The following is a 23,076-nucleotide window of genomic DNA, read 5'->3' as shown; positions in this document are numbered from 1 at the left end:
ATCGCGATCAACTGCTCATCCGTGACCGCACCCACCGGCCCAGCGGCCGGCTGTCCCACGGTGGTCTCGGTCGTCATCTGGCGTCTCTCCCTTGATCGGTCGATCAGCCGTTATTTGTACAGTCCCGTTCCGTGAGAACGGATCAGGTACGGATCAGGTCCAGTGAGAACGGATCAACTCCGCTGAGAACCCACACCTGGCCGCAGGCCTACCGGAACCGCCGCTGTCAACCGCAGTTGACAGCGCGGCGATGTCAACGTAAGTTGACAAACTCGACGGGTACCCGCCGGCACGGCCGAAAGGGGTCAGCGATGACCACCATCACCCTGCAACCCGCGAGCACGCCCCCCGCCCCGCGTCCCCGCCGGAGGACCCGGGCGCTGCTCCGCTGCGGCATCGTCGCCGGGCCGCTGTTCGTCCTGGCATTCCTGATCGAGGGCGCCACCCGCGACGACTACGACCCGTTGCGGCATCCGGTCAGTTCGCTCGCCCTTGGCCCCCATGGCTGGACCCAGACGGTCAACTTCCTCCTCTGCGGTCTGCTCACCCTGGCGTTCGCGGTCGGGGTGCGGCGGGCACTCGCGCCGGGCAGGGCGGCGACCTGGGGACCGTTGCTCATCGGAGTCTGGGCGATCGGGCTGCTCGGCGCGGGCGTGTTCGTCACCGACCCGATCAGCGGGTACCCACCCGGCACTCCGGAAGTGCCGGCCGAGTACACCACCTCCGGGGCGCTGCACGACGGGTTCGCCCTGTTCGCCTTCCCGGCGCTGGCAGCCGCCTGCTTCGTCTTCACCCGCAGGTTCGTCGGGGAGCGTCGGCACGGATGGGCGAGCTATTCGGCCCTCACCGGGCTCGCCTTCCTGGCCGGAGACATCCTGGCCAGCGCCGGATTCGCTCAGGTCGCCGGGCTCGTCGGCCTAGCCGGACTGTTCCAGCGGATCACCGTCGTCATCGGACTGCTCTGGCTCACCCTGCTCGCCGTCCACCTCCACGGCCAGCTCGCCGCCCCCGCCCGTCACGGCGCGGTCTGACGACCCACCCGCCGCCGCGACCGGACCGCATGGCAGCTACCTCTTCGACTGCCCGTCCTGACCCGGTCGGTCGGGCAGGGCAGTGCCGGCGAGGCCGAGCCTCTCCGCGATCCCGGTCGCGATCCGCTCCGCGTCCAGCTTCTCCGAGTCGAAGGTCAGATCGGCCGGGATCGTCGGCAACTGCTCTCGGAACCGTTGGTGCGCGCGGTGATGGAACCCGGGTTCGCGGGAGAGCACGCGGCCCGGGTCGGCCTGTGCGCGGGCGAACGTCACGGACACCGGAGCGTCGATGACGACCCACAGCACGGCCGCGTCGTCCGGAAGCGTACGGGTGAGTGCCGCGCGCTCCACGTCGGTGTGGAACGGTCCTACCGCCACGACGTACTCGACGTCCGAGCGCATCCACTGCCCGACGAGGGCACCGTGCGCCTCGTGGGCGGCGAACCACAACCCGGCCCTGCCCGCGCCGGGCGGGCCCACCATCGCCGCGACCTCGTCGACGTCCACGATCACGACGGTGCGGCCATCCCCGGTCAGCCGTCGGGTGAGCCGATCCGCGACGGTGTTCTTGCCGGCCGCGATCGGGCCGGTGAGGACCAGGAGCTGGGGCATGGCCCGAACCCTGCCACAGCCCGGCCCCGCCCCGATGCCCGGGTGTGCGCCCGTCCCGATGCCCGGGTGTGCGTACGTCCGCCACTGCCGACTGTCGACTCAGCACCGCCGGGCCGGCCCGGCCAGGTTCAGGGTCAGTCCTGGTCCCGATGGGATTCGCGCCAGTCGCGTACGGCGTCGCGGATCCGGTCGAAGACCGCCATCGGCGGGCCGGCCATCAGGTTCGCCGAGGCGGACTCGCCGGAATGTGGATGCGGGCGGGTCGGCGCCATCGACTCGGCGACGCGCAGTGCGCCCGCCATCCGGCCGAGCTGGGCCGCGGAGAGGCTGCGGCGCAGCGACGGGAACTCCTCCGTCTCCTCCCGGGTCGCGTGCGCGACGACCGCGTCGGCGAATCTCGCCAACCGGCGGTCGAAGTCCGGGTGGTCGACGCCGAGGTCGTAGAGGGCGGCGAGTTCGTGCTTGGCCTCGTCCTCCTCGTGCCGGAGCCGCCCGGCCACCGTGTCACCTCGGTCGATCTTGCGCTGCGCGACCGGGTGCACCACGATCTCCTCCGCGCTCTCGTGCACGGCGAGTAGCCGAACCAGATCCTGGAACAGCTCGCGTTTCTGGTTTCCCTCGGCGCGGCCGAGCTGGCCGAAGAGCGCCTTGATCTGCTGGTGCTGTTCGGTCAGCAGATCAAGGACGTCCTGCTTCACCCCTGCTGTCACGTTTCGTCACCCTCTCCGGTCCGGTCGACGTCGGTACGCTGCTGTTCCCGGCACAGCGGCTTCCATGTGTCCCGGGCTCCGGCCACCAGGGCTGGCAACATCTGCCATCCGCCATGGCCGACCAGGGCGACCGGGATCAGCACGGTCAGCGCCAGCAGACCGGCGGAGAGCCAGGGTGAGACCCCGGTGGAGAGCGCGACAGCGGTCAGGGCGGCGAGCACACCCAGTTTCCTCCGCGCCTGGCGCAGCGTGACGAAGTCACAGGCCCAGCCGTCGGTGCCGGGATCGGGCGGTACGACCGTCGGGGTGGTCGGGCTCGGCATCTCTGCCTCCTTCAGCGGAGTAGTACCAGGAGTCCCAGCCCGACCAGCAGGGCCGGGACGGTGGTTATCACCGTCGCCGTCGCGGCAGCGCGGCGGCGCAGCGCCGCCAGTGGGATCAGGGCATCCCCGTCCTGGCTGATCGCGTTCGCCACCAGCGTCGTCACGGGCAGGCCGCCGGTGACGAAGATGCCGGTGAAGACGATCTGTACGGCGCAGCCGGGGATGAGCCCGATCAGCGCTCCGACGAGCACACCGGCGGCTCCGGCGAACGCCAGTTGGGAACCGTCGAATCCGGTGGTGGTGCTGAGGATCTGCCATCCGAGATAGGCCACCGCCACCCAGACGGTGATGAACGAGGCCTCGTGAGCGCTGTGCCGCAGTGCCTCCCGCCGGGTCGACGGAGAGGCGGTGGCCACCGTGTCGTCGGCGAACCGGCCCCGACCGGCGGCGAAGATGAGCAGCGCGACCAGGGTCCCGCAGCAGCCGAGTGCGAGGTAGGGGTCGACGCCGCCGAGCGCGCCGGTGAGGCGTCGCTGGTCGACGGCGTGGAACACGACCGGTACCGACACCAGGAAGGCGGGCATGGTGAGTCCCCAGAAGACCAGGGACATCCCGGCGGGACGCCCGGGCTCGGCGCCGGCCGGCAGGGCAACGGCCAGGGTCGCCGACGCCGGGCGGGCGACGGGCGTTCCGGCCCGGTCGTCGGTGCCGGCCCGGGCCGCGGGGCACGCGGACGCGGCGCCCGTCGGCACGCTCGCGCCGTACGCCGGCACGGGGTCGCTCGCGCCGTACCCCGGCACGGCGGTCCGGCGTCGGCTCGACCGCCGCGTCCGGCCCGGGAGGGCGTTGGCCGGGTCGATCCCGAGCAGGTCCACCGTGTAGCCGGTGACCAGGCCCACGGCGAAGAGCAGTGCATGGATCCTGAGCGCGAAGACCGGATCGGCGGCGATGACCACCCAGGACGAGTCGCCCATGGTGGCCGCGAGGGCGGCGACGACCGTTCCGAAGGAGACCTTGCCGCGCGCGTACAGGGGCATCAGGATGATGGCGCCGCCGCAGCCAGGGCTGACGCCGAGCACGGCGCCGACCAGGGGGCCGAGCCGGGGGCGGAGGGTCAGATGGTCGGTGACCCGGTCGCCGTACCGCCAGCGTAGCCAGCCGAAGAGTGCGACCATCACCGCGACGTAGACCCCGACCTGCATGAACGCGTCCGCCAACGGGCGGGCGAATAGCTCGATCATGATCGTTGTCTTCCAGCTGGGCCGCGCCGGTCCGCCGTCGTGGCGACGGACCGGCGCAGCGGGACGGAATGGGACGGTGGGGCGCCGGCCGTCAGCTACCGGCCGGCGGCGTGCAGTGCAGGCGTGGGTCGCCCGGAGGAAGCTGCGGCGCCTCCGCGTGCGCGGTCGCGGTCGCCTGATAGCTGAACCGCCCCTTGCCGTCGGGGCTCGGGCCGGCGGCCCACCGCCCCTCGGCCGCCTCCCCACCGGCGGAGAAGTCGATGTACTGGTAGGCGAACTGGTTCTCCTGCTCGGCGTCGGGGAACGCCTCCGGGACCGGCATCTCCTCGATGCCGTCCTCCTTGAGCTGCTCGATCGCGGCCAGCCACATGTTCTGGTGCATCGTGTCGCGGGCGAGCAGGAACCGCAGCATCTGCTTGACACCGGGATCGTCGGTCATGTTGAACAACCGGGCGACCTGGAGCCGGCCCTGGGCCTCCGCGGTGACGTTGAGGTGGAAGTCGGCGAGCAGGTTTCCGCTGGCGGTGATGAAGGAGCCGTTCCAGGGCACTCCGCTGCTGTCCACCGGCAACGGACCGCCGCCGGAATGGATGAAGTGCGCCGGATTCTGTCCCGAGTAGATGGCGGCCAGCATCGGGTTGTCCTCGGCGGCCGCCTCCTGCAGGGAGAGCGGAGCGCTGTCCAGCAGGCGGGCGATCATGACGCAGATCATCTCGACGTGCCCGATCTCCTCGGTGCCGACGTCGAGCAGCAGATCCTTGTACTTGCCGGGCAGGCGGCAACTCCAGCCCTGGAAGAGGTACTGGTTGGCGACCGTCATCTCGCCCCACTTGCCGCCGAGCACCTCCTGTAGGCGGCGGGCGAAGGCGGCGTCGGGCGCATCGGGCTTGGCCTCGAACTGCAGGTCCTTGATGTGGCTGAACACGGTGTCCTCCTGGTAGAAGCGGCAGACCGTGCCCGGGTACCCGTTCCGATGGCCCGGTGGGGTCAACCGGTGGCACCAAAGGGTCAGCAGGCGAGGGCGTCCGCGTCACCGGGGCGGCGGCGTCGCGGCGGCAGGCTCACCCGTACCGCGACGCCGTGCGCCGCGCGATACGCCGTGATCGTGCCGCCCTCCGCGGCGACCAGGTGCCGCACGATCCACAGGCCCAGCCCGGAAACTCCCGGCGGCGGCGCGGTACGGCGCAACGCGGCCAACAGCGGTTCGCACGACCGGCCCTCGTCGGTGACCACCAGGACCAGGGCCCCGGCCCGCACCGAGGCGCAGACCCGGACCCGACCCTCGGCGGGGCCGTGCCGCAGGGCGTTCTCCACCAGGTTGCGGAGAATCTGACGGACCCGGTCGGCGTGCACCAGCCGGCCACCGGCGCCACGGGTGAGCCGGACCGTCAACCGCTGCGGTGCCCCGGCGGCGACCGCGACCGGTAGCACCTGGCGCAGTGGGACCGGCTGGTCGACCGGTTCCGCCAGGCTCTGTGTCGTCGCCACCGCCTGCCGCCACAGGCCTGCCAGGTGTGTCGCCTGTTCCCGGGCGAGCGCGGCCATGGCACGCCGTTCGTCCGGGCGCAGCGCCGCTGAATCCTCGGCGAGGGCGCGGGTCAGTGAGCGCAGCGACTCGATCGGCGACCGCAGTTCGTGACAGAACATCCGCAGCAGCAGCGCCTGGTCGCCCGGTCGAGCACGGATACCGGCGGAATGAGCGGTCTCCGGCTGGCCGGGCATGATCGGGCGCAGAGCGGGAAACGCCGCCCCGTGTCCGAATCCGCGCCCCTCCGGCTCGTGCTGGTCGATGACCATCCCCTTTTCGTCCGCGGCCTCGAACTCCTGCTTCCGGCCAGCACCGAGGGGCGGGCCCGGCTCGTCGGATCGACCGGCGACGCCTCCGCCGCCGCTGCCACGGTCCGTCGCTGCGTACCCGATCTGGTCCTGGTCGACCTGCACATGCCCGCCCCGGGTGGGATCCGGGCCATCGCCGCGATCCGTCGCACCACCCCCCGGGTACGGATCGTCGCGATCTCCGGCCTCGACGACCTCGACCTCATGGTGCAGGCCCTGCGTGCCGGCGCGGAGGGTTACCTGCCGAAGAGCAGCGAGCCGGAGGAACTCCTGCCGCCGCTGCTGGCGATCCTGGACGGGTGGGCGGTGCTCCCCGCAGGCCTGCTCGCCGCCCTGCTCCGCCCGGCGCACAACGGACTGCCGGCGACGACCACGCTGGACGACGCGGAACGCCGTCTCCTGCAGCTTATTGCGAAGGGCTGCCGCACGGTCGAAATCGCTGAAGAGCTGAACTTCTCCGAGCGCACGGTGAAACGGCTTACCGCGTCGTTGCTACGCAAACTACGGGTGTCGAACCGGACGGAGGCGGCCGCCGTGGCCGGCAACGCCGGCCTGCTGTGAGCCTTCCACGCGACCTGCCGTCGGCATTGTGGGCGCAGGTCACCCGGGGACACCGATGACGTGTCAGGTCCGCTCACCGGGGGAGACACCAGGCCGGGGGAGACAGAAGGCCGGGGGGAGACACCAGGCCAGGGGAGACCGCGGACCCGGCGGGAGACAGTAGCCGGTAGTGGCCGTCCGGCCGCCGTCACGAACCACCGTCCCGCCCGGTCGTCCTGGATGACAGGGCGCGATCCGGCGCCACGGAACGGAACCAGAGGATCAAGATGAAGATCGTCGTTATCGGGGGCAGCGGACTCATCGGGAGCAAGGTCGTGGAGCTGCTCGCCGCGCAGGGGCACCAGGCGGTGGCGGCATCGCCGAGGAGTGGGGTGAACGCGGTCACCGGCGAAGGACTGGCCGAGGCGCTCGACGGAGCCGCGGTCGTCGTCGACGTGTCGAACGCACCGTCCTTCGAGCCGGCCGCCGCGCTGGAGTTCTTCGAGACGACCGCCCGGAATCTGCTCGCGGCCGAGGCGGCGGCCGGGGTGGGCCACCACGTGGCACTGTCGATCGTCGGCGCGGACCGGATGCCGAACGTCGGGTACATGCGGGCCAAGGTGGCGCAGGAGAAGGTCGTCGCGGCATCCGCGGTCCCGCACTCGATCGTGCGTGCGACCCAGTTCTTCGAGTTCCTCGACGCCATCGCCGATACCGGGACCGACGGCGACACCGTACGCCTGGGACCGGTGCTCTTCCAGCCGATCGCCGCCGACGACGTGGCGGCCACGGTGGCGGACGTCGCACTCGGTGCACCGGTCGGCGGCATCGTCGAGGTGACCGGCCCCGAGCGGTCCCGCCTCGACGAGGTGATCCGGTCGGTGCTGCGCGCGGAGCAGGATCCCCGGCAGGTGGTGAGCGATCCCGCCGCCGGATACTTCGGCGCCGTGGTGGCCGACGACGCGCTGGTCCCGCTCGGCGAGGCCCGGACCGGTAGCATCCGGCTGGCGGACCGGCGCGCGCTGGACACCGGCGGGAGGTAGCCGCAGGCATGCCCCGCTGGCCCCCCATCGGGTCCGGGACGGCCGGTCAGATTCCCCGCTCGCGGAGATAGTCCGCCAGCGCCGGTACGGTGTCCAGCGCCGAGACGTCGTCGTCCGGCTCCACCACGACGCCGTAGCGCTGCTCCACGGCCTGGATCAGCCGCACGTGACCGATCGAGGTGAGGCCGAGCAGTCCGAGCGACTCGGCCTCGGTCAGGGCATCCGCCGCGCTGATCTGGCCGTCGCTGGCCTCGACGACCAGGGTGGCGAGGTCGCGCCGGAGATCGGGGACACTCACGCGGACTCCTCCTGTCGCAACTCCCGCTCCTCCTGTCGCAACTCTTCGACACAACTGACCACCCCGTCGATGGTCGGGGTGTCGAAGAAGACGTCGAAGGGCACCTCGACGCCGAGGGCCTGCCGGATCCGGGCGGTGATCTGCATGATGGTCAGCGAGTGGCCCCCCAAATCGAAGAGGCTGTCGTCCGGGCCGACCTCGTCGACCCGGAGCACCTCCCGCCAGATGTCGGTCACCGTCCGGGTCAGCGCCCCACTCTCCGCCAGCCCGGCCGGCTCCTCGGCACCGTTCGACGGCGCCGCGAGGTCGGCGTGCTCCGGGCTCGGCAGGGCGGCCCGGTCGAGCTTGCCGGCCGGGGTACGCGGCAGCCGGTCCAGCCGGAGGAAGTCCCTGGGGACCATGTACCGGGGCAGGTTACCGGCGAGGTGCGCCCGGATTGCCGCCAGCTCGCCCGTGCCCACCAGATACGCCACCAGCTCGCCGTCCCGGACCGCCACCGCGGCCTGGGCGACCCCGGGCGCGCCGAGCAACGCGTGCTCGATCTCGCCGGGTTCGATCCGGTACCCGCGCAGCTTGATCTGGCTGTCGGCCCGGCCGAGGTACTCGACCGCGCCGTCCGTGCCGAGCCGCACCCGGTCACCGGTGCGGTAGCGCCGCTGGCCGGTCGCGTCGACCACGAACCGCTCGGTGGTGAGCTCCGGCCGTCCCCGGTAGGACCGGGCCAGCCCGACACCGCCGATGCACAGCTCGCCGGGTACGCCGACCGGCACCGGACGGAGCCGGGCATCCAGGACGTGCAGCGTGGTGTTGGCGATCGGACCGCCGATGGTGATCCGGGACGGATCGGCCGGTATCTCGGCGGCGGTGGACCAGATGGTGGTCTCGGTCGGGCCGTAGACGTTGACCAGGCGGTCGACGCGTGGACGCAGCCGCTGGGCCAGCGGGAGCGGGAGCGCCTCCCCGCCGCAGAGGGCGGTGATCGGGGCGCCACTCCAGCCGGAGTCGAGCAGCAGTTGCCAGCTCGACGGGGTGGCCTGCACGTGGGTGATCCCGGCGTCCCGGATGAGCCGGCCCAACGCCGTACCCTCGCGGGCGGTCGCGTCGGCGGCCACCACCACCCGACCGCCGGTGCACAGCGGTGCGAAGAGTTCGAGTGCGCTGATGTCGAACGAGATGGTGGTCTGGTGGAGCCAGCGGTCGGCGGGGTCGGCGCCGACCAGTTCGGTCATCGCGGCGACCAGGTTCAGCAACGCCGGATGGTCGATCTCGACGCCCTTCGGACGTCCCGTCGAACCGGAGGTGTAGATGACGTAGGCGAGCCCGTCCGGGTCGGTGGCGGTGGGCACCGTCTCGGGCTCGTCGGCGTCGGCGGCCAGGCCGTCGAGCGGCAGCAGTTCGACGGGTACCCCGGCCAGGGCGGCGGTGGCCTCGACGTGGCCGAGGACCAGCTTCGCTCCGGCGTCGGTGGCGAGGAACTCCAGCCGGCTCGCCGGATGGGTCGGATCCAGCGGCAGGTAGCCGGCCCCGGCGGCGAGGATGCCGAGCATCCCGGCGACGAGTTCGACGCCCCGGTGGGCGCAGAGTCCGACCAGGTCGCCGGAGGCGACGCCGTGCCGCCGGAGCCGGTGGCCGATCCGGTGCGCGGCGGCGACCAGTTCCCGGTAGGTCAGCGTGCCGTCGTCGCCGCGGACCGCCACCGCGTCCGGGCTGGCCACGGCGGTCGACCGGACCAGGTCCAGCACGGTGCCGACGGGGCGGGGCCGCGCGGTGGCGTTCAGCCGGTCGAGCAGCGCCCGCTCGGCAGGAACGAGCAGGTCCAGGTCGCCGACCGGCCGGCCGGGTTCGGCCAGCGCGGCGGCGAGCAGGGTACGCAGGTGTCCGGCGATCCGCCCGGCGTAGGCGACCGGCAGCCGGGCCGGTACGTGCAGCCGCCCGATCAGCCCGGCCGGGGTGTCGACCAGATGCAGGTGCAGGGCGCTGCGTATCGCCGGCGGGGTGAGCAGCAGATCCACGGTGGAGAGTGCCTCGGTCGCCCGCCGGTAGCTGACCGAGACCGGCGCCAGGGCCGGCCGGGGTGGCAGGCCGGGCAGGGCCCGCCCGAGCGGTACCTCGCGGTGCCGGTAGACGGCCCGGGCCTCGGCCCGCACCGCGCGTACCAGCTCGGCGAAGGAGGACTCCAGGTCGACACCGACGGTGACCGGCAGTTCGTTGACCCACATCCCGAGTTCCTCGGCGGTCTCCGCCGAGCGGGTGGAGAGGTCGACCGCGACCGAGCCGGTGCCGTTGCCGTAGCGCGCGAGTACCGCGTGCACGGCCGCGAGCAGCACCTCGAACCGGGTCACCCCGAGTGCGGCGGCCCCGGCGGTCAGCGCGACGTCCAGGCCCTCGCCCCAGTCGAGATCGAGTTGCGCGGCGGCCTCGACGGCGGCCGGCGTACCCGTCAGTCCGGGCAGGACCACCTCGGCGGCCGGTGCCGGGCGCGCGGACCAGAAGTCGCGGGCTGCCGGGAGCGCCTCGGCGATCCGGTCGGCCTGGGCGCGTACGGCGGCGCCGAGCCGGGCGGCCGACCCGGCGCCGGGTGGCCGGCCGGCGAGCGCCCCGGCCAGGTCGGCGGTGAGGACGTCCTTGCCGCCCCCGTCGAGCACCAGGTGGTGGGCGACGACCAGCAGCACCGTGCGGCCGTCGTCGACCCGCAGCGCCACGCAGCGGGCGAGCGGGCCGGCGGTGAGGTCGAAGCCGACGCCGAGTTCGGCGGCGACGGCGGGGGCGAGCGCCGCCGCGCCGACCGCGCGGTGCTCGACCGGCGCAGGGTCGGTCGGCACCAGCAGCGGTACGCCGTCCGCCTCGCGCACGGTCGCGGCGAGCAGCGGGTGCCGGCCGGTGACCCCGGCCCACGCCTGGTCCAGCGTCGCCGGTTCCACCGGCTCCGGCACGGTCAGCGCCACCGCCAGCAGGTACGCCGTCGAGGCGCCGCCGGCCCGCTCGGTGAACCAGACGCCCTGCTGGGCAAGGGTCATCGGGACTGCCTGCGTCATGGTTTCGCCGTTTCCTCTCGTGCTGCCCCGCCCGGCCGGTGCCCGGATGCGTCGACGGGTGGCTCGGGCTGGTCGAAGAGCGGCCGCAGCCGGTGTTTGACCACCTTGCCCCCGGCGTTGCGGGGCAGCGCGTCGACCTGGACGATCCGGCTCGGCTGCTCATGGCCCGCCAGCCGGCTGGCGAGGAACCCGCGTACCTCGGCGAGGCGGAGCGGGCGGGTGCTCACCAGCGCGGCGACGGGCGTCGTCCCGAGTACCGGATCGGGCAGGCCGAGCACGGCGGCCTCGACGATCTCGGGGTGCTCGTGCAGGGCCGCCTCGACCGCGACCGTGGAGACCTTGTCCGCGCCGCTCTTGATCACGTCGCTCTCCCGGTCGACCAGGTAGAGGTAGCCGTCGGCGTCGAGATATCCCAGGTCGCCCATCCGGGTCCAGCCGTCCCGGAACACCTGCCGGCTGGCCGCCGGGTCGTTGTGATAGGACCGGGCGGTACCCGCGCAGCGCAACCACACCTCGCCGGTCACCCCGGCCGGGCAGGGCCGGCCGGCGTCGTCGCAGACCCGCAGCGCGCCACCGGCGACGACCCTGCCGAGCGCGGCCGGGCGACCCGGCTCGAACACCACGCTGGTCTGCGTCGGCGCCGCCTCGGTCGAGGTGTAGTAATTGACGATCGTGGCGCCCGGCAGCGCGGCGGCCAGCCCGGCCGCCACGGCGGGCGGCAGGACGGCGGCGGTCGAACCGAAGAGCACCACGCTGGTCAGGTCGTGCCGGCCCAGCGCGCCCGAGCGGAGCAGTTCGATCGCCATCGCCGGCACCACGAAGACGCTGCCCACCCGGTGCCGCGTGATCAGCCGGGCGAAGTGCTCCGGGCCGAACCGGGCCGTGACCAGCATCCCGGCGTGTGCGTCGAGCGCGTTGAACAGCATGGTCTGCCCGGCGTTGGTGCCGATCGGGAAGGCGTGCAGGAACTGCCGGGAGTGGGCCAGGGCCCGCAGCGGCGGGTTCAACCGGCGGCCGTGGGTCAGGTTGGCGTGCGTCGCGGTGACCCCCTTGGGCCGACCGGTCGTGCCGGAGGTGTAGAGGATCTGCGCCGGGTCACCGGGGCGCGGCCCGGTCGTGGGGCCGGCCTCGGGCAGCCCCGCGATGTCGTCGGGGCCCCAGCGGAGCCGGATCGGCACCTCCGGCGGTGTCGCGGTCGGTCCGTGCAGCAGTGCCGTCGCGCCGCTGTGCCGCAGCATGTACGCCAGTTCCGCCGGGGCGCTGCGGGTGGAGAGCGGTACCGCGACCGCACCGGCGGCGAGCACCCCGGTGTAGGAGCAGGCGTACCCGATCCAGTCCTGGGCGCCGTACAGCAGGCCGACCCGGTCGCCGGGGCGTACGCCCGCCCCCCGCAGCCCGGCGGCGGTCGCCCGGGTCCGGGCCTGCCAGCCGCCCAGGTCGAGGGTGGCGGTGCCCTGGGTGACGGCGACGTGCGACGGTTCGCCTGCGGCGCGGCCGGCGAGCAGTTGCGGCACGGTCAGCGCGACCCGGCCGGCGGTGCGGGCGCTCACCGGGCCGCCACCCGATCCCTGGCCGGCCGCTCCGCGCCGGACTGCGGCTCGGCGGGCGCGGCCCGGCGGCGCAGCGCCTCCACCCCGACCTGGTCGTCCGGCTGGGCGTCCGGCACCTCGTCGTCGAAGCGGGCGATCCGGGGCAGCCGCATCGCCACCAGCGCCACGGCCGCGATGGCGACCGCGAGGAGCAGGTAGAGCAGGCCGATGCCGCGGCCGTGCCCGACCCCGATGACCCGGCCGACCGTGCCGGCGAGCAGCCCGTCCGGGGCCATCAGCGGTTCGAGGAGGCGGGAACCGACCGGGCCGACCAGGGTCCAGCCGAGGGGCAGGGTGGACCAGGCGATCACGGTGTTGATGGCGAACACCCGGCCGTGGAACCGCTGCGGGACCTTGACCTGCACGATCGTCGTGTAGACGCCGTTGAGCAGGACGAGCCACATCGAGATGCCGAACGCGCCGATCCCGATCACCCACAGCGTCGGCCGCAGACCGATGACGAGACAGAAGCCGGCCAGCACCAGCGTGCAGCAGAGCACGGTGAAGAGCCGGCGATGCCGCGGCCCGCCCCAGACGCTCATCGCCAGGCCGCCGAGGAACGCCCCGACGCCACCCGCGACCGAGACCTGGGCGACCTGGTCGATGCCGGCGAACGCCAGTACCAGCGGGGTCAGCATCATGAACAGCGGCGACAGGAAGACGTTGAGGCTCATGAAGAACAACAGCAGCGACCGGAAGCCCCGGTGTCCCCAGGAGAAGCGCAGACCCTCGCGGATCTCGGCGGTCAGGCTCTCCCGGCGGCGCCAGGCGAGTGTCCGGGGAAACCGCACCAGCAGCACGATGACGATCGCGGCGGTGTAGCTGAGCACGTCGATGACGAGGATGCCGCCGAGGTCGATCACGGCGAGCAGCGCCACCGAGAGTAGCGGCATCATGATGGTGGCGACGCCGGTGACCATCTGTACGACGCCGTTGGCGTGCCCGAGGTACTGCTTCGGCACCAGCTGCGCGATGGCCGAGTTGTAGGCGAGGCGCTGGAAGGTGAGCGACACCGACAGCAGCGCGATCAGCGGGTAGATGTGCCAGATCTGGAGCGAGCCGGTCCAGAGCAGGAGACCGAGCAGGAGCTGGGTGCCGCCCGCCCCGACGTCGCCACAGAGGATCACGCCGCGTCTGCTGTACCGGTCGACGATCGCGCCGGCCACCGGCAGCACCAGCAGACCGGGCACCAGCCCGGCGACGGCGAGCAGCGCGAAGTTCAGCAGCGACCCGGTCTCCTTGAGCACCCACAGCGGCAGGGCCACGTCGGTGAGGGTCGAGCCGAGGATCGAGATGAGCTGGGCGAGGGCGATGACCAGGAACCGGCCCATGCTCGGCTGTGGCCCGGAGGTGGCTACCCGGCTGGCCGACCGGGAGGTGCCGTGCAGCCACCAGGTGGCCTGCGCGCCGCGCTCCGCGCGGGTCAGCGGCTCCGCTCGCTCCGCCACCACCGCGGCGTCGACGCTGGTGACGATCTCGGCCAGCTCGTCGGCCCGCCACCTGAGGAAGAAGTGTCCGGCCTCGTCGAGCACGACGACGGCGGTACGGTCGGTGAGGAAGTGCCACTCGGTGAACCGCTCGGCGTAGAACTCGGTCGCCGGGTCCCGCTCGCCGGCGACGGTGATGACCGGGGCACGCAGCCGCTCGGTGCCGGCGTGCATGAGCCGGGTGAAGTACGCCTCGGCACTGTCGGAGTCCCGGCGCATGTTGCGGATGATCTGGCGGGCCTGCTCCGGCTCGATGTCGCTCATGTCGACGCCCATCGAGGTCAGCCAGTTGGCGTACGCCTTGTCGGAGCGGAGCGACTCCATCCGGGTCAGCCGGGACAGTGCCGTCCAGACCCGGCTGCGCGGCCGGGCGAACGGGAAGATCGCTCCGATGTAGACCGCGTCGAGTTCCCGCCCGTGCTGCTCCAGCCGGCGGGCGATCTCGACGGTGAGCGCGGAGCCGACGCCGCAGTGGCCGTAGAGCGCCAGCGGCCCGTCGACCTTCGCCAGGATCTCGGCGGTGCAGCGCTCGGCGAGCTCGTCGAAGGGGAGCGCCGCCTCGTCCAGCCCGACGTCGTGCCCGGGGATGGCGACGGAGAAGAGCCGGTGCCCGGCCGGCAGCGCGTCGGCGAGCGGCTGGTACACCACCGCGCTCCCACCCCCGTAGGGCACGCAGACCAGGGTGCGTACCCGCTGGCCCCGACGGCCCTGGTCCGGCGCGTCCGGCGCGGCGCCGCGGCCCGGTGCCGTCGCCGGCACCGGCCGGGTCAGCTCGTGCACCAGGTCCCGGGGGCCGCGCTGCTCCGGCGGCGCCGCGACGAGCCGGGCCAGCTCGCGGACGGTGCGGTGGGTGAACAGGTCCAGCACGGAGACGCCCGCCCCGGCCGCGCGACGCAGCCTCGCGACGACCTGGACGGCGAGCAGCGAGTGCCCGCCGAGGTCGAAGAAGTCGTCGTCGAGGCCGACCTGTGGCACGTCGAGGACCTCGGCCCAGACACCGGCGAGCAGGATCTCGGTCGTCGTGCCCGGCGGCACGTACGCGGCACCGACGTCGCGGACCCGGGGCGGGGCGGGCAGCCGGCGCCGGTCCAGTTTGCCGTTCGGGCTCAACGGCAGCTCGGGCAGCTCGACGAAGGTCGCCGGCACCATGTAGTCGGGCAGCCGCCGCTTGAGGGCGAGCCGGAGCGCGGCGGTGTCCACCGGGGCGGTGCCGACCAGGTACGCGGCCAGCCGCCGGTCTCCCGGGCTGTCCTCGCGGACGACGACGGCGGCGTCGCGCACCCCGGGTTGGTCGCGCAGCGCCACCTCGATCTCGCCCGGTTCGATCCGCAGGCCGCGCAGCTTCACCTGCCCGTCGATCCGGCCGAGGAAGTCGAGTGTCCCGTCCGGCCGCCAGCGGGCCAGGTCGCCGGTGCGGTAGCGGCGCTCCCCGTCCGGCCCGGTGCCGAACCTCTCGGCGGTCAGCTCCGGACGGTTGAGGTAGCCGTGCGCCAGCCCCACCCCGGCCAGGTACAGCTCGCCCGGTACGCCCACCGGCAGCGGCTCGCCCCGCTCGTCCAGCACGTACACCCGGATGTTGTCGATAGGCGCGCCGATCGGCACCCGGGCGGCGCCGGCCAGCTTCTCGGCGGTGCAGTGGTACGCGGTCACGTCGATGGCGGCCTCGGTCGGCCCGTACAGGTTGTGCAGTTCGGCGTCGGGCAGCGCGGCGAGGGTACGCAGCGCCAGGTCGACCGGGAGTTCCTCGCCGCTGCAGATGATCCGCCGCAGTGGGCGGCATGCCGCGGCCCCCTCCTCGGCCAGGAACATCGCCAGCATCGACGGCACGAAGTGCACCGTGCTGACGCCCTCGGCCACGATCAGGTCGCGCAGGTAGTCGGCGTCCCGGTGCCCGTCCGGGCGGGCCAGCACCAGCCGGGCTCCGACCAGCAGCGGCCAGAAGAACTCCCAGACCGAGACGTCGAAGCCGGCGGGGGTCTTCTGCAGCACGGTCTCCGCGGCGGTCAGGCCGTAGTGGCGCTGCATCCAGTGCAGCCGGTTGACGACGCCGCGATGGCCGTTGAGCACCCCCTTGGGCTGCCCGGTCGAGCCGGAGGTGTAGATCACGTAGGCGGGGTCGTCGGGACCGGCCAGCGGCTCCGGGGCAGTGCTGGCCGCCCCCGCCCAGGTGGCCGGGTCGTCGAGGGCCAGCACCGGCCGGTCGGTCGGTGGCAGCTCGGCCCGGGCCGCCCCGGCGGTGAGCACGGCCACCGGGTCGGCGTCGGCGAGCATGAAGCCGAGCCTCTCGGCCGGGTGGTCCGGATCCAGCGGCACGTACGCCGCACCCGAGACAAGTACGCCGAGCAGGGCGACGACGAGGTCCGGACTCCGCTGCGCACAGACCGCGACGAGTCTTCCCGGCCCGGCCCCGTACTCGCGCAGCCGGTGGGCGACCCGGTTCGCCCGGACGGACAGCTCCCGGTAGCTCAGCGTGGACCCCTCGAAGGTGACCGCCGGCGCGTCCGGGGTGGCGGCGATGCTGGCCTGCACCAGCTCGTGCAGGGTCACGTTCTCCGGGAAGTCGGCGGCGGTGTCGTTCCAGCCGATCAGCACCTGCTCGCGGGCCGCTCCGCCGAGGGTGAGCAGGTGACTCAGCGGCCGGTCCGGGTCGCTGGCGACCGCGTGCACGAACTCGACGAAGGTGCCGGCGATCCGTTCGACCGTGTCGGCGCCGAACAGGTCCCGGTTGTAGATGAGGGCGCCGGAGAGCGTCTCCCCGGCCACCAGGTCGAGTTCCAGGTCGAACCGGGCCGCCACCGCCTCGACCACGAAGGGCGCCACGGCCAGCCCCGGCTTCGGTGTGCCACCGGACCCGCCGGGGGTCCGCATCGCCAGCGCCACCTGGAAGATCGCGGACCGCCCGACGTCACGCGGAACGTCCAGCTCGGTGACCAGCTGCTCGAACGGCAGCTCCTGGTGGGCGTACCCGTCCAGCACGGTGTCCCGGATCCGGGCGAGCAGCTCGGGGAAGGTCGGGTCGCCGGTGACGTCGACCCGGGTGATCAACATGTTGACGAACATGCCGATCATCGGCTCCAGCTCGGCGTGGCTGCGCCCGGCCTGCGGTGACCCGACCGCGAAGTCGTGCTGCCGGGCATACCGGGCCAGCACCGCCGCATAGGCGGCGAGCACCACCATGTAGAGGGTGGCGCCGTGGTCGAGCGCCAGCCGGCGCAGCGCCTCGGTCACGGCAGCGTCCAGGCACACCCCGACCGGCGCGCCCCGGAAGGTCGGCTCGGCGGGTCGCGGCCGGTCGGTCGGCAGCTCCAGCGGAGGTACCCCGGCCAGCCGGGTGCGCCAGTAGGCGACGTCGCGGTCCCGGGTACCGTCGGCGAGCCGCTGCCGCTGCCGTTCCCGCTGCCACAGCGCGTAGTCGCCGTACTGGCGGCGCAGTGGCGGGAGGGGATCGACCGGACCGGCCGGCCCGGCGGCGGCGAGCAGGGTGAGCACCTCGCCGACGAGCAGCTCGGCCGACCAGCCGTCGCAGACGATGTGGTGCACGGTGAGCGCCAGCACGTGGTCGTCGGGACCGACGGCGTAGAGCGCGGCGCGCAGCAGCGGACCCCGGGCCAGGTCGAACGGTTCGGCGAGCCGGGCCTGGACCGCCGCCCGCACCCACTCCTCCCGGGCCGCCGGGTCGGCTCCGGCCGCCTCGGCGACGACGAGCCCGATCGACACCGTCTCGGCGATGTGCAGCACGGGCCGGCCGTCGGCGGTGGCCTCGAAGCGCGTTCGCAGGCTCTCGTGGCGTGCCGCGACCGTGTCCAGGGCGGTGGCCAGCGCGGCCGGGACGAGCGCCCCGCGCAGCCGCAGTACGACCGGGACGGTGTACGCGGTCGTGCCCGGCGCGTACTGCTCCATGAACCACAGCCGCTCCTGGGCGAGCGAGAGCGGAACCGGCGCCCCCGCCGGCCGGACCGGGACGACCTCGGCCGGCGCGACCGCCGGTTTGAGCCGGGCGGCGAGCAGCGACCGTTTGGTGGCGGAAAGCTGGTCGGGAACGACGGTCATGATCCCCCCGTCCCGGCGGCGGCGGCGAGTTGTGCCGCCGCCTCGTCCTCGGTGAGCCGGTCGATCTCGGCAATCAGCGCCGCCTCGACCGCGCCGGCGAAGCCGGCGACGGTGGGGTGCTGGAACAGCAGCCGGACCGGCAGGTCCAGGCTGACCGCCGCGCGCAGCCGGGCGATCGCCCGGACGGCGAGCAGCGAGTGCCCGCCGAGGGCGAAGAAGTCGTCGGTCGCGCCGACCCGGTCGACCGGAAGCAGCTCGGCGAAGACCGCGGCGACCAGTTCCTCCGCGTCGGTCCGTGGCGCCTCGAACGCACCCCGGGCCTCGTCGCCGATCGACGGCACCGGCAGCGCGGCCAGGTCGACCTTGCCGTGCGGGGTCAACGGGAGCGCGGCCAGCGGTACGACCACGCTCGGCACCAGCAGCGCGGGCAGCCGGTCGGCGGCGTGGGCGCGGACCTCGGAGACGTCGGCGGCGCCGGTCACGTACGCGACCAGGGTCTCGCCGAGCGCGGTGACCACGGCCTGACCCACCTCGGGATGCCCGGTCAGCACCGCCTCGACCTCGCCGGGCTCGATCCGCACGCCGCGTACCTTGAGCTGCCGGTCGAGGCGGCCGAGGAACTCCAGTACCGGCTCGTCCCGGCGCCAGCGGGCCCGGTCGCCGGTGCGGTAGAGCCGGCCACCGCCGTACGGGTCGGGGCGGAACCGTTCGGCGGTCAGGTCCGGCCGGCCGAGATAGCCGTCGGCGAGGCCGGCACCGGCCAGGCAGAGTTCACCGACCGCCCCGCGCGGCACCAGCCGGCCAGCCTCGTCGAGCAGGTACGCCCGGACTCCGCCGATCGGCCGTCCGATCGGTGGCCGGCGATCGGTGTCGGCGGCCCCGAGGTCGACCGCCGTGGCGATGATCGTCGCCTCCGTCGGCCCGTACGTGTTGGTCAGCCGGATCCGGTCGCCGTGCCGGTCCCGCCAGCGGGCGACCGCGGGCGCGTCCACCTGCTCACCGCCGAGGATCACCAGCCGCAGCGCGGCCGGCCAGGCCGGCACAAGGTCCAGCAGCTCCTGCCAGTACGCGGTCGGCAGGTCGAGCACGGTGATCGCCGGGTCGGCGGCGAGCACCTCCGGCAGCGACTGCGGCCCGTCGGGAAGCAGCACCAGGGTGCCGCCGACCGCCAGGGTGGGCCAGATCTCCTCGGCGTGGGTGTCGAAGCTGAGTTCGGCGAACTGCACGACCCGGTCCGTGCCGGTCAGCCGGTAGGCCTCGACCATCCACCCGACGCGTGCCGCGAGGGCGGCGCGACCGACGAGCACCGGTTTCGGGGTACCCGTCGATCCGGAGGTGAAGAGGACGTAGCCGGGGTCGGGCGCGGAGTTCGGCGTGGTCGAGCCGGCCCGCACGCCGTCGAGGGTGATCACGGCGGCGACCGCGGCCTGCGCGACCAGCGCGGCGCGACGCCGGTGCGGCAGTCCCGGATCGATCGGCACGTAGCCGGCGCCGGCCCGCCAGACGGCCAGCAGGGCGACGACCAGGTCGGTGCCGCGCGGCAGGCTCACCCCGACGAGCTGCCCGGGCACGACTCCGGCGGCACGCAGTGCGTCGGCCAGCTCACCGGCGCGCGTCCACAGCTCGCGGTAGCTGACCTGGTCGGTGCCGCTGACCAGGGCGACCGCCCCGGGTGCGGCGTCGGCCGCCCGCGCGATGCGAGCGAGCGGCGGCGGGCCGTCGGCGATCGCCGGCCCGGTGCCGATCCGCAGCAACTCGGCCTGCGCCGTCCCGTCGACCAGCGGCAGTGCCCGCACCGGGGCGTCCAGGTCGGCCAGCACGGCGTGCAGCACGGCGGTGAACCGGTCGGCGAGCCCGGCGGCGGTGGCCGGCTCGAACAGGTCGGCGCTACAGGTGAGCAGGATGTCCATCCGGACGTCGTCGGAGCGGACGTTGATCGCGGTCGAGCTGACGAAGACGTCCATCGCGACGTCGGTGATGGTGCGCCGCGATCCCTCCCCGAACGCCTCGACGGTGACGCCGTCGAAGCCCTCGAAGCCGGTCGCCGAGACGTCCATCGTGGAGTGCAGGGTGAAGGTGGCCTGGAACAGCGGATTCCGGCCCGGGTCGCGCGGCAGACCGAGGTCGGCGACGAGCTGCTCGAACGGGATCTCCTGGTGGGCGAAGGCGCCGAGGCAGCTCGCCCGGGTCCGCAGCACCAGATCGCGGACGGTGACGTCACCGGAGAGGTCGGCGCGCAGCACCAGCATCCGGGTGAAGTAGCCGAAGACCGACTCCGCCGCCACGTCGTCGCGACCGGCCACCGGCGTACCGACGCAGATGTCGTGCTCGCCGCTGACCTGGGCCAGGGTCAGTTGGTAGACCGTCATCAACAGCATGAACGGGGTGCAGCGCAGCTGCCGCGCCGCGTGCTGTACGCGGACCCACAGTTCGCCGTCGAGCTCGCGGGCCGCCGAGACGCCGGCCGAGGTGCGTACCGCCGGGCGGGGCCGGTCCGGCGGCAGTTCGAGTACGGGTGGCCGGGCCAGCGCCGTCCGCCAGTACGCCAGCGCGGCGGCGTCGTCGACCGCGTCCCGGGCGCGGGCGTGGTCGAGGTAGCGCAGGCCGGGGGAGGCGGGGTCGATCCCCCGGTACACCTCCGCGACCTGCCGGTAGAGCAGGTTCATCGACCAGCCGTCGCCGACGATGTGGTGCACGGCGGTACAGAGCACGTGGGTGCGCGGGTCGAGGCGGAGCAGGCCGACCCGGACCAGGTGTCCCGCGGCGAGGTCGAAGGGACGGGCGATCAGCTCCTCGACGGCCGCCAGGGCCTCGGCCTCACCGGACACCTCGATCCGGGACACCGGCGTCGGGCGCGGTGGCAGCACCTCCTGCACCGGCACCCCGCCGGACTCGACGAACCGGGTACGCAGGCTCTCGTGCCGGGCGATCACGGTGTCGAACGCCCGGACCAGCCGGTCGACGTCGAGGTCGCCCCGGAGCAGGACGGTGGTGGAGATGGTGTAGGCGGCGTCGCCCGGGTCGAGCCGGTCGAGAAACCAGAGGCGCCGCTGTGCCGGGGTCAGCGGCCCGCGATCGGGTTCGGTCATGGCCGACACGCCTCCCTGGGAGATGGGTCCGGATCGGTGCGCTGACGCCGCCCCGGAGACCCCGGACGTCCGTCGCTCCCGGCGGCGGTCGCGGCTGCGGAGCCGGCCGACAGCAGGCGATCGAGGCCGGCCGACAGCAGGCGATCGAGCAGCGGCGGCAGTGCCGGGTCGTGCCAGTCCGGGAAGACCGCCGTGGCGCCGGCCGCACCGATCGACGCCAGGTATCCCGGGTCGGAGACGGTGGGCATCGCCACCACCGGACTGCCGGCCGACCTGGCGGCGGTGATGCCGGTGACCGAGTCCTCGAAGACCAACTGGTCCTGCGGCGGCACGCCGAGCCGGCGCGCGGTTTCCCGGTAGACATGCGGCGCCGGCTTCAGCTCCGGTACGTCCCGTGCCGCCACCACCCGGTCCGCGCCGAAGTGCCCGAGCAGTCCCGCCCGGCGCAGGATGCCGAGCGCGGGTTCCCGCTCGGTGACGGTACCCACGGCCAGTGGGACACCCCGGCCGGCCAGCCGGTCCAGGAGCTCGGCGGCCCCGGCACGCGGCACGATCCCGTCGGCGGCGCCGACCAGGGCGGAGAAGTACCGGCGCTTCGCCGCGAGCACCTCGGCCGGCGCGACCCCGGCACCGGACAGCGCTGCGACCTCCGCCGCCACCCGTGGGTCGGGACCACCGATGAAGTGCGGGAGCCGGTGCAGCGCGTCGTCCCAGGTGAGTGCGACCCCGACCTCCCGGGCGGCCCGCAGCAGGGCGTCGTGGTGGAACCGTTCGAGGTCCACCAGGGTGCCGTCGAGGTCGAAGGCGACGGCGGAGACCGGGCCGCCCGTCACCACCGTCCACCACTTCCCGGGGAGCCGGCGCCGGGTGGCGGGGCCGCCCCCGGCGACCGGGGTCGGGTCACGGTGACGACGGCCAGCTCGTCGTCTGCGTACGAGATCGCCGCGTGGTAGCGCGGGGTGAGCATGGCGAGGAGGTAGTCCAGGTCGTCGAGCATGCCGATCCCGTCGGCGGGGTCGCGGCGCACTCCCTTCGACTGGACCAGCAGCGCCGCGTCGGCGATCCGGAGGCTGTCCAGGATCAGCGCGGAGAGGTCGATCGGGGTGAGCATGCGCCACAGGTCGAGGTGGACCACCCGGTCGAACGCACCGTCCGGGTACGGCGTCCGGACTCCGAACAGGTGTGGATTGTCCGGCCCGTACGCGACGGCGTGGTCGATGCTCGTGTCCCGGCCGATCGAGGCCGCCGATTCGACGTCGAATCCGATCCAGAGGCTGCGCTCGGTCTCCGGCGCGTCGACGAGCTTGCGCACGGTGTCCCCGGTGACCCGGTCCGGGTGGTCGCGGACGAACTCGCGGCAGTCCTCGTAGAACGGCAGGGTCCGGGCCACCCGCCGGTGGTTGTCCGACGGGTGGGTGAAGAACTCGATGTCGTAGTGCCGGTATTTCCGGACCAGGTACGGCAGGACCGGCTTGGTCTTCTCCCACTCGGTCGCCCAGTCCCGGAAGTGCGGTGTGTGGTAGCAGACGGCCTCCGGGTCGTAGCGGAACCGGCCGCTGTCCCGGCCGAAGTGCCGGTATATCCGGTACGTGAAGTCGGTGTCCTCGTATCCCCACTGGACGAACGCCTCGTCGAAGCCTCCGACCTGCTGGTACAGCTCGCGGGGGAGCGAGAGGTTGTGGGTGAACCCGAACATCCAGCCGGTACGCCGGTAGACGTCGAAGTCGCCGTCGGCCCGCCCCGGCAGGTCGCGGTGGTCGCCCTCCATCGGCAGCAGCTCGGCCTCGTCGGGTACCGCCTGCCGTAGCCGGGCGAACGTTCCCCAGCTCGGCTCGACCCGTCGGCCGTAGACGACCTCGCCCACCGGATCGCCGGGCCGGCGCAGGTGCCGTCGCACGAGATCCGGGGCGGCGTAGGAGTCCGCGTCCATCAGCAGCAGCAGGTCGGCCCGGGACCGGGCGACCCCGGAGTTCCGGGCCGCCGACCGGCCCCGGTTGGTGGTGTGCCGGACGTACCGCAGTTGCAGCTCGGTCTCGTGGCGGCGGACCACCGCACGGACGTCCTGGACCGAGGCGTCGTCGACCACGATCACCTCGAACCGGTCCGGGTCGGCGGTCTGCCGGGCGAGCGACCCGAGGGTCAGATCCAGGCAGCTGACCTGGTTGTACGTCGGCATGATCACGGAGAGCACG

At 73.4% G+C, this 23,076-nt stretch carries 16 protein-coding genes; 3 read left to right on the top strand and 13 right to left on the bottom strand.

The genetic code is table 11. The annotated features are described in order from the left end of the window. Positions 1-311: 311 nt before the first annotated feature. Entirely contained in the window at positions 312-1,031 is a 720-nt protein-coding gene (locus ABNF97_RS25840; protein ID WP_130463597.1) for a DUF998 domain-containing protein, read from the top strand. 36 nt (positions 1,032-1,067) lie between these two features. Here the strand turns inward: ABNF97_RS25840 and ABNF97_RS25835 are convergent, their stop codons facing one another. The 6 genes from ABNF97_RS25835 to ABNF97_RS25810 form a co-directional block, all read right to left on the bottom strand. Then, positions 1,068-1,643, bottom strand: coding sequence for an AAA family ATPase (locus ABNF97_RS25835; protein WP_130463596.1), 576 nt, complete (start codon positions 1,641-1,643; stop codon positions 1,068-1,070). Between the two features lie 134 nt (positions 1,644-1,777). Further along, positions 1,778-2,353 (bottom strand): hemerythrin domain-containing protein, encoded by a 576-nt coding sequence (locus ABNF97_RS25830; RefSeq protein WP_130463595.1) that lies wholly within the window; start codon positions 2,351-2,353, stop codon positions 1,778-1,780. Continuing rightward, positions 2,350-2,676: a hypothetical protein gene (locus tag ABNF97_RS25825; RefSeq protein WP_130463594.1), complete on the bottom strand. Its 327-nt coding sequence runs from the start codon at positions 2,674-2,676 to the stop codon at positions 2,350-2,352. The genes ABNF97_RS25830 and ABNF97_RS25825 overlap by 4 nt, the downstream gene beginning before the upstream one ends. 11 nt (positions 2,677-2,687) lie before the next feature. Next, positions 2,688-3,917 carry a putative manganese transporter gene (locus ABNF97_RS25820; protein WP_349340102.1) on the bottom strand — a complete coding sequence of 410 codons (1,230 nt, stop codon included), beginning with the start codon at positions 3,915-3,917 and terminating at the stop codon, positions 2,688-2,690. Between the two features lie 91 nt (positions 3,918-4,008). Next, entirely contained in the window at positions 4,009-4,842 is an 834-nt protein-coding gene (locus ABNF97_RS25815) for a manganese catalase (RefSeq protein WP_130463592.1), read from the bottom strand. A gap of 83 nt (positions 4,843-4,925) precedes the next feature. Beyond that, the gene (locus tag ABNF97_RS25810; protein WP_130463591.1) at positions 4,926-5,714 is read right to left on the bottom strand and encodes an ATP-binding protein; all 789 of its coding nucleotides are present in this window, start codon (positions 5,712-5,714) and stop codon (positions 4,926-4,928) included. Here ABNF97_RS25810 and ABNF97_RS25805 point away from each other — a divergent pair. Next, positions 5,697-6,314 (top strand): response regulator transcription factor, encoded by a 618-nt coding sequence (locus tag ABNF97_RS25805; protein ID WP_349340101.1) that lies wholly within the window; start codon positions 5,697-5,699, stop codon positions 6,312-6,314. The two genes, ABNF97_RS25810 and ABNF97_RS25805, sit on opposite strands and share 18 nt — an antisense overlap. Before the next feature lie 266 nt (positions 6,315-6,580). Next, the gene (locus tag ABNF97_RS25800; RefSeq protein WP_130463589.1) at positions 6,581-7,336 is read left to right on the top strand and encodes an NAD(P)H-binding protein; all 756 of its coding nucleotides are present in this window, start codon (positions 6,581-6,583) and stop codon (positions 7,334-7,336) included. A gap of 46 nt (positions 7,337-7,382) precedes the next feature. Here ABNF97_RS25800 and ABNF97_RS25795 read toward each other — a convergent pair whose 3' ends face one another. The 7 genes from ABNF97_RS25795 to ABNF97_RS25765 are packed head-to-tail and all read right to left on the bottom strand — an operon-like array spanning position 7,383 to position 23,075. After that, positions 7,383-7,634 (bottom strand): phosphopantetheine-binding protein, encoded by a 252-nt coding sequence (locus tag ABNF97_RS25795; protein ID WP_165436778.1) that lies wholly within the window; start codon positions 7,632-7,634, stop codon positions 7,383-7,385. Continuing rightward, positions 7,631-10,669 carry a non-ribosomal peptide synthetase gene (locus ABNF97_RS25790; protein WP_349340100.1) on the bottom strand — a complete coding sequence of 1,013 codons (3,039 nt, stop codon included), beginning with the start codon at positions 10,667-10,669 and terminating at the stop codon, positions 7,631-7,633. The genes ABNF97_RS25795 and ABNF97_RS25790 overlap by 4 nt, the downstream gene beginning before the upstream one ends. Continuing rightward, the gene (locus tag ABNF97_RS25785; RefSeq protein ID WP_349340099.1) at positions 10,666-12,219 is read right to left on the bottom strand and encodes a class I adenylate-forming enzyme family protein; all 1,554 of its coding nucleotides are present in this window, start codon (positions 12,217-12,219) and stop codon (positions 10,666-10,668) included. The genes ABNF97_RS25790 and ABNF97_RS25785 overlap by 4 nt, the downstream gene beginning before the upstream one ends. Then, on the bottom strand, positions 12,216-17,795 hold the full coding sequence (locus tag ABNF97_RS25780; RefSeq protein ID WP_349340098.1) for a non-ribosomal peptide synthetase/MFS transporter: 5,580 nt from the start codon (positions 17,793-17,795) through the stop codon (positions 12,216-12,218). The genes ABNF97_RS25785 and ABNF97_RS25780 overlap by 4 nt, the downstream gene beginning before the upstream one ends. After that, entirely contained in the window at positions 17,792-20,884 is a 3,093-nt protein-coding gene (locus tag ABNF97_RS25775) for a condensation domain-containing protein (protein ID WP_349340097.1), read from the bottom strand. Before ABNF97_RS25775 ends, ABNF97_RS25780 begins: the two co-directional genes overlap by 4 nt. Then, the gene (locus ABNF97_RS25770) at positions 20,881-21,717 is read right to left on the bottom strand and encodes an HAD family hydrolase (RefSeq protein ID WP_349340096.1); all 837 of its coding nucleotides are present in this window, start codon (positions 21,715-21,717) and stop codon (positions 20,881-20,883) included. The genes ABNF97_RS25775 and ABNF97_RS25770 overlap by 4 nt, the downstream gene beginning before the upstream one ends. Continuing rightward, positions 21,714-23,075 (bottom strand): glycosyltransferase family 2 protein, encoded by a 1,362-nt coding sequence (locus ABNF97_RS25765; protein WP_349340095.1) that lies wholly within the window; start codon positions 23,073-23,075, stop codon positions 21,714-21,716. The genes ABNF97_RS25770 and ABNF97_RS25765 overlap by 4 nt, the downstream gene beginning before the upstream one ends. Between the last annotated feature and the right edge of the window lies 1 nt (position 23,076).

The sequence above is a fragment of the Plantactinospora sp. B6F1 genome (assembly GCF_040120695.1).
In the GTDB taxonomy this organism is placed as follows: Bacteria; Actinomycetota; Actinomycetes; order Mycobacteriales; family Micromonosporaceae; genus Plantactinospora.
Note: the sequence above shows the minus strand (reverse complement) of the source record. Positions and strands in the feature narration are given on the sequence as shown.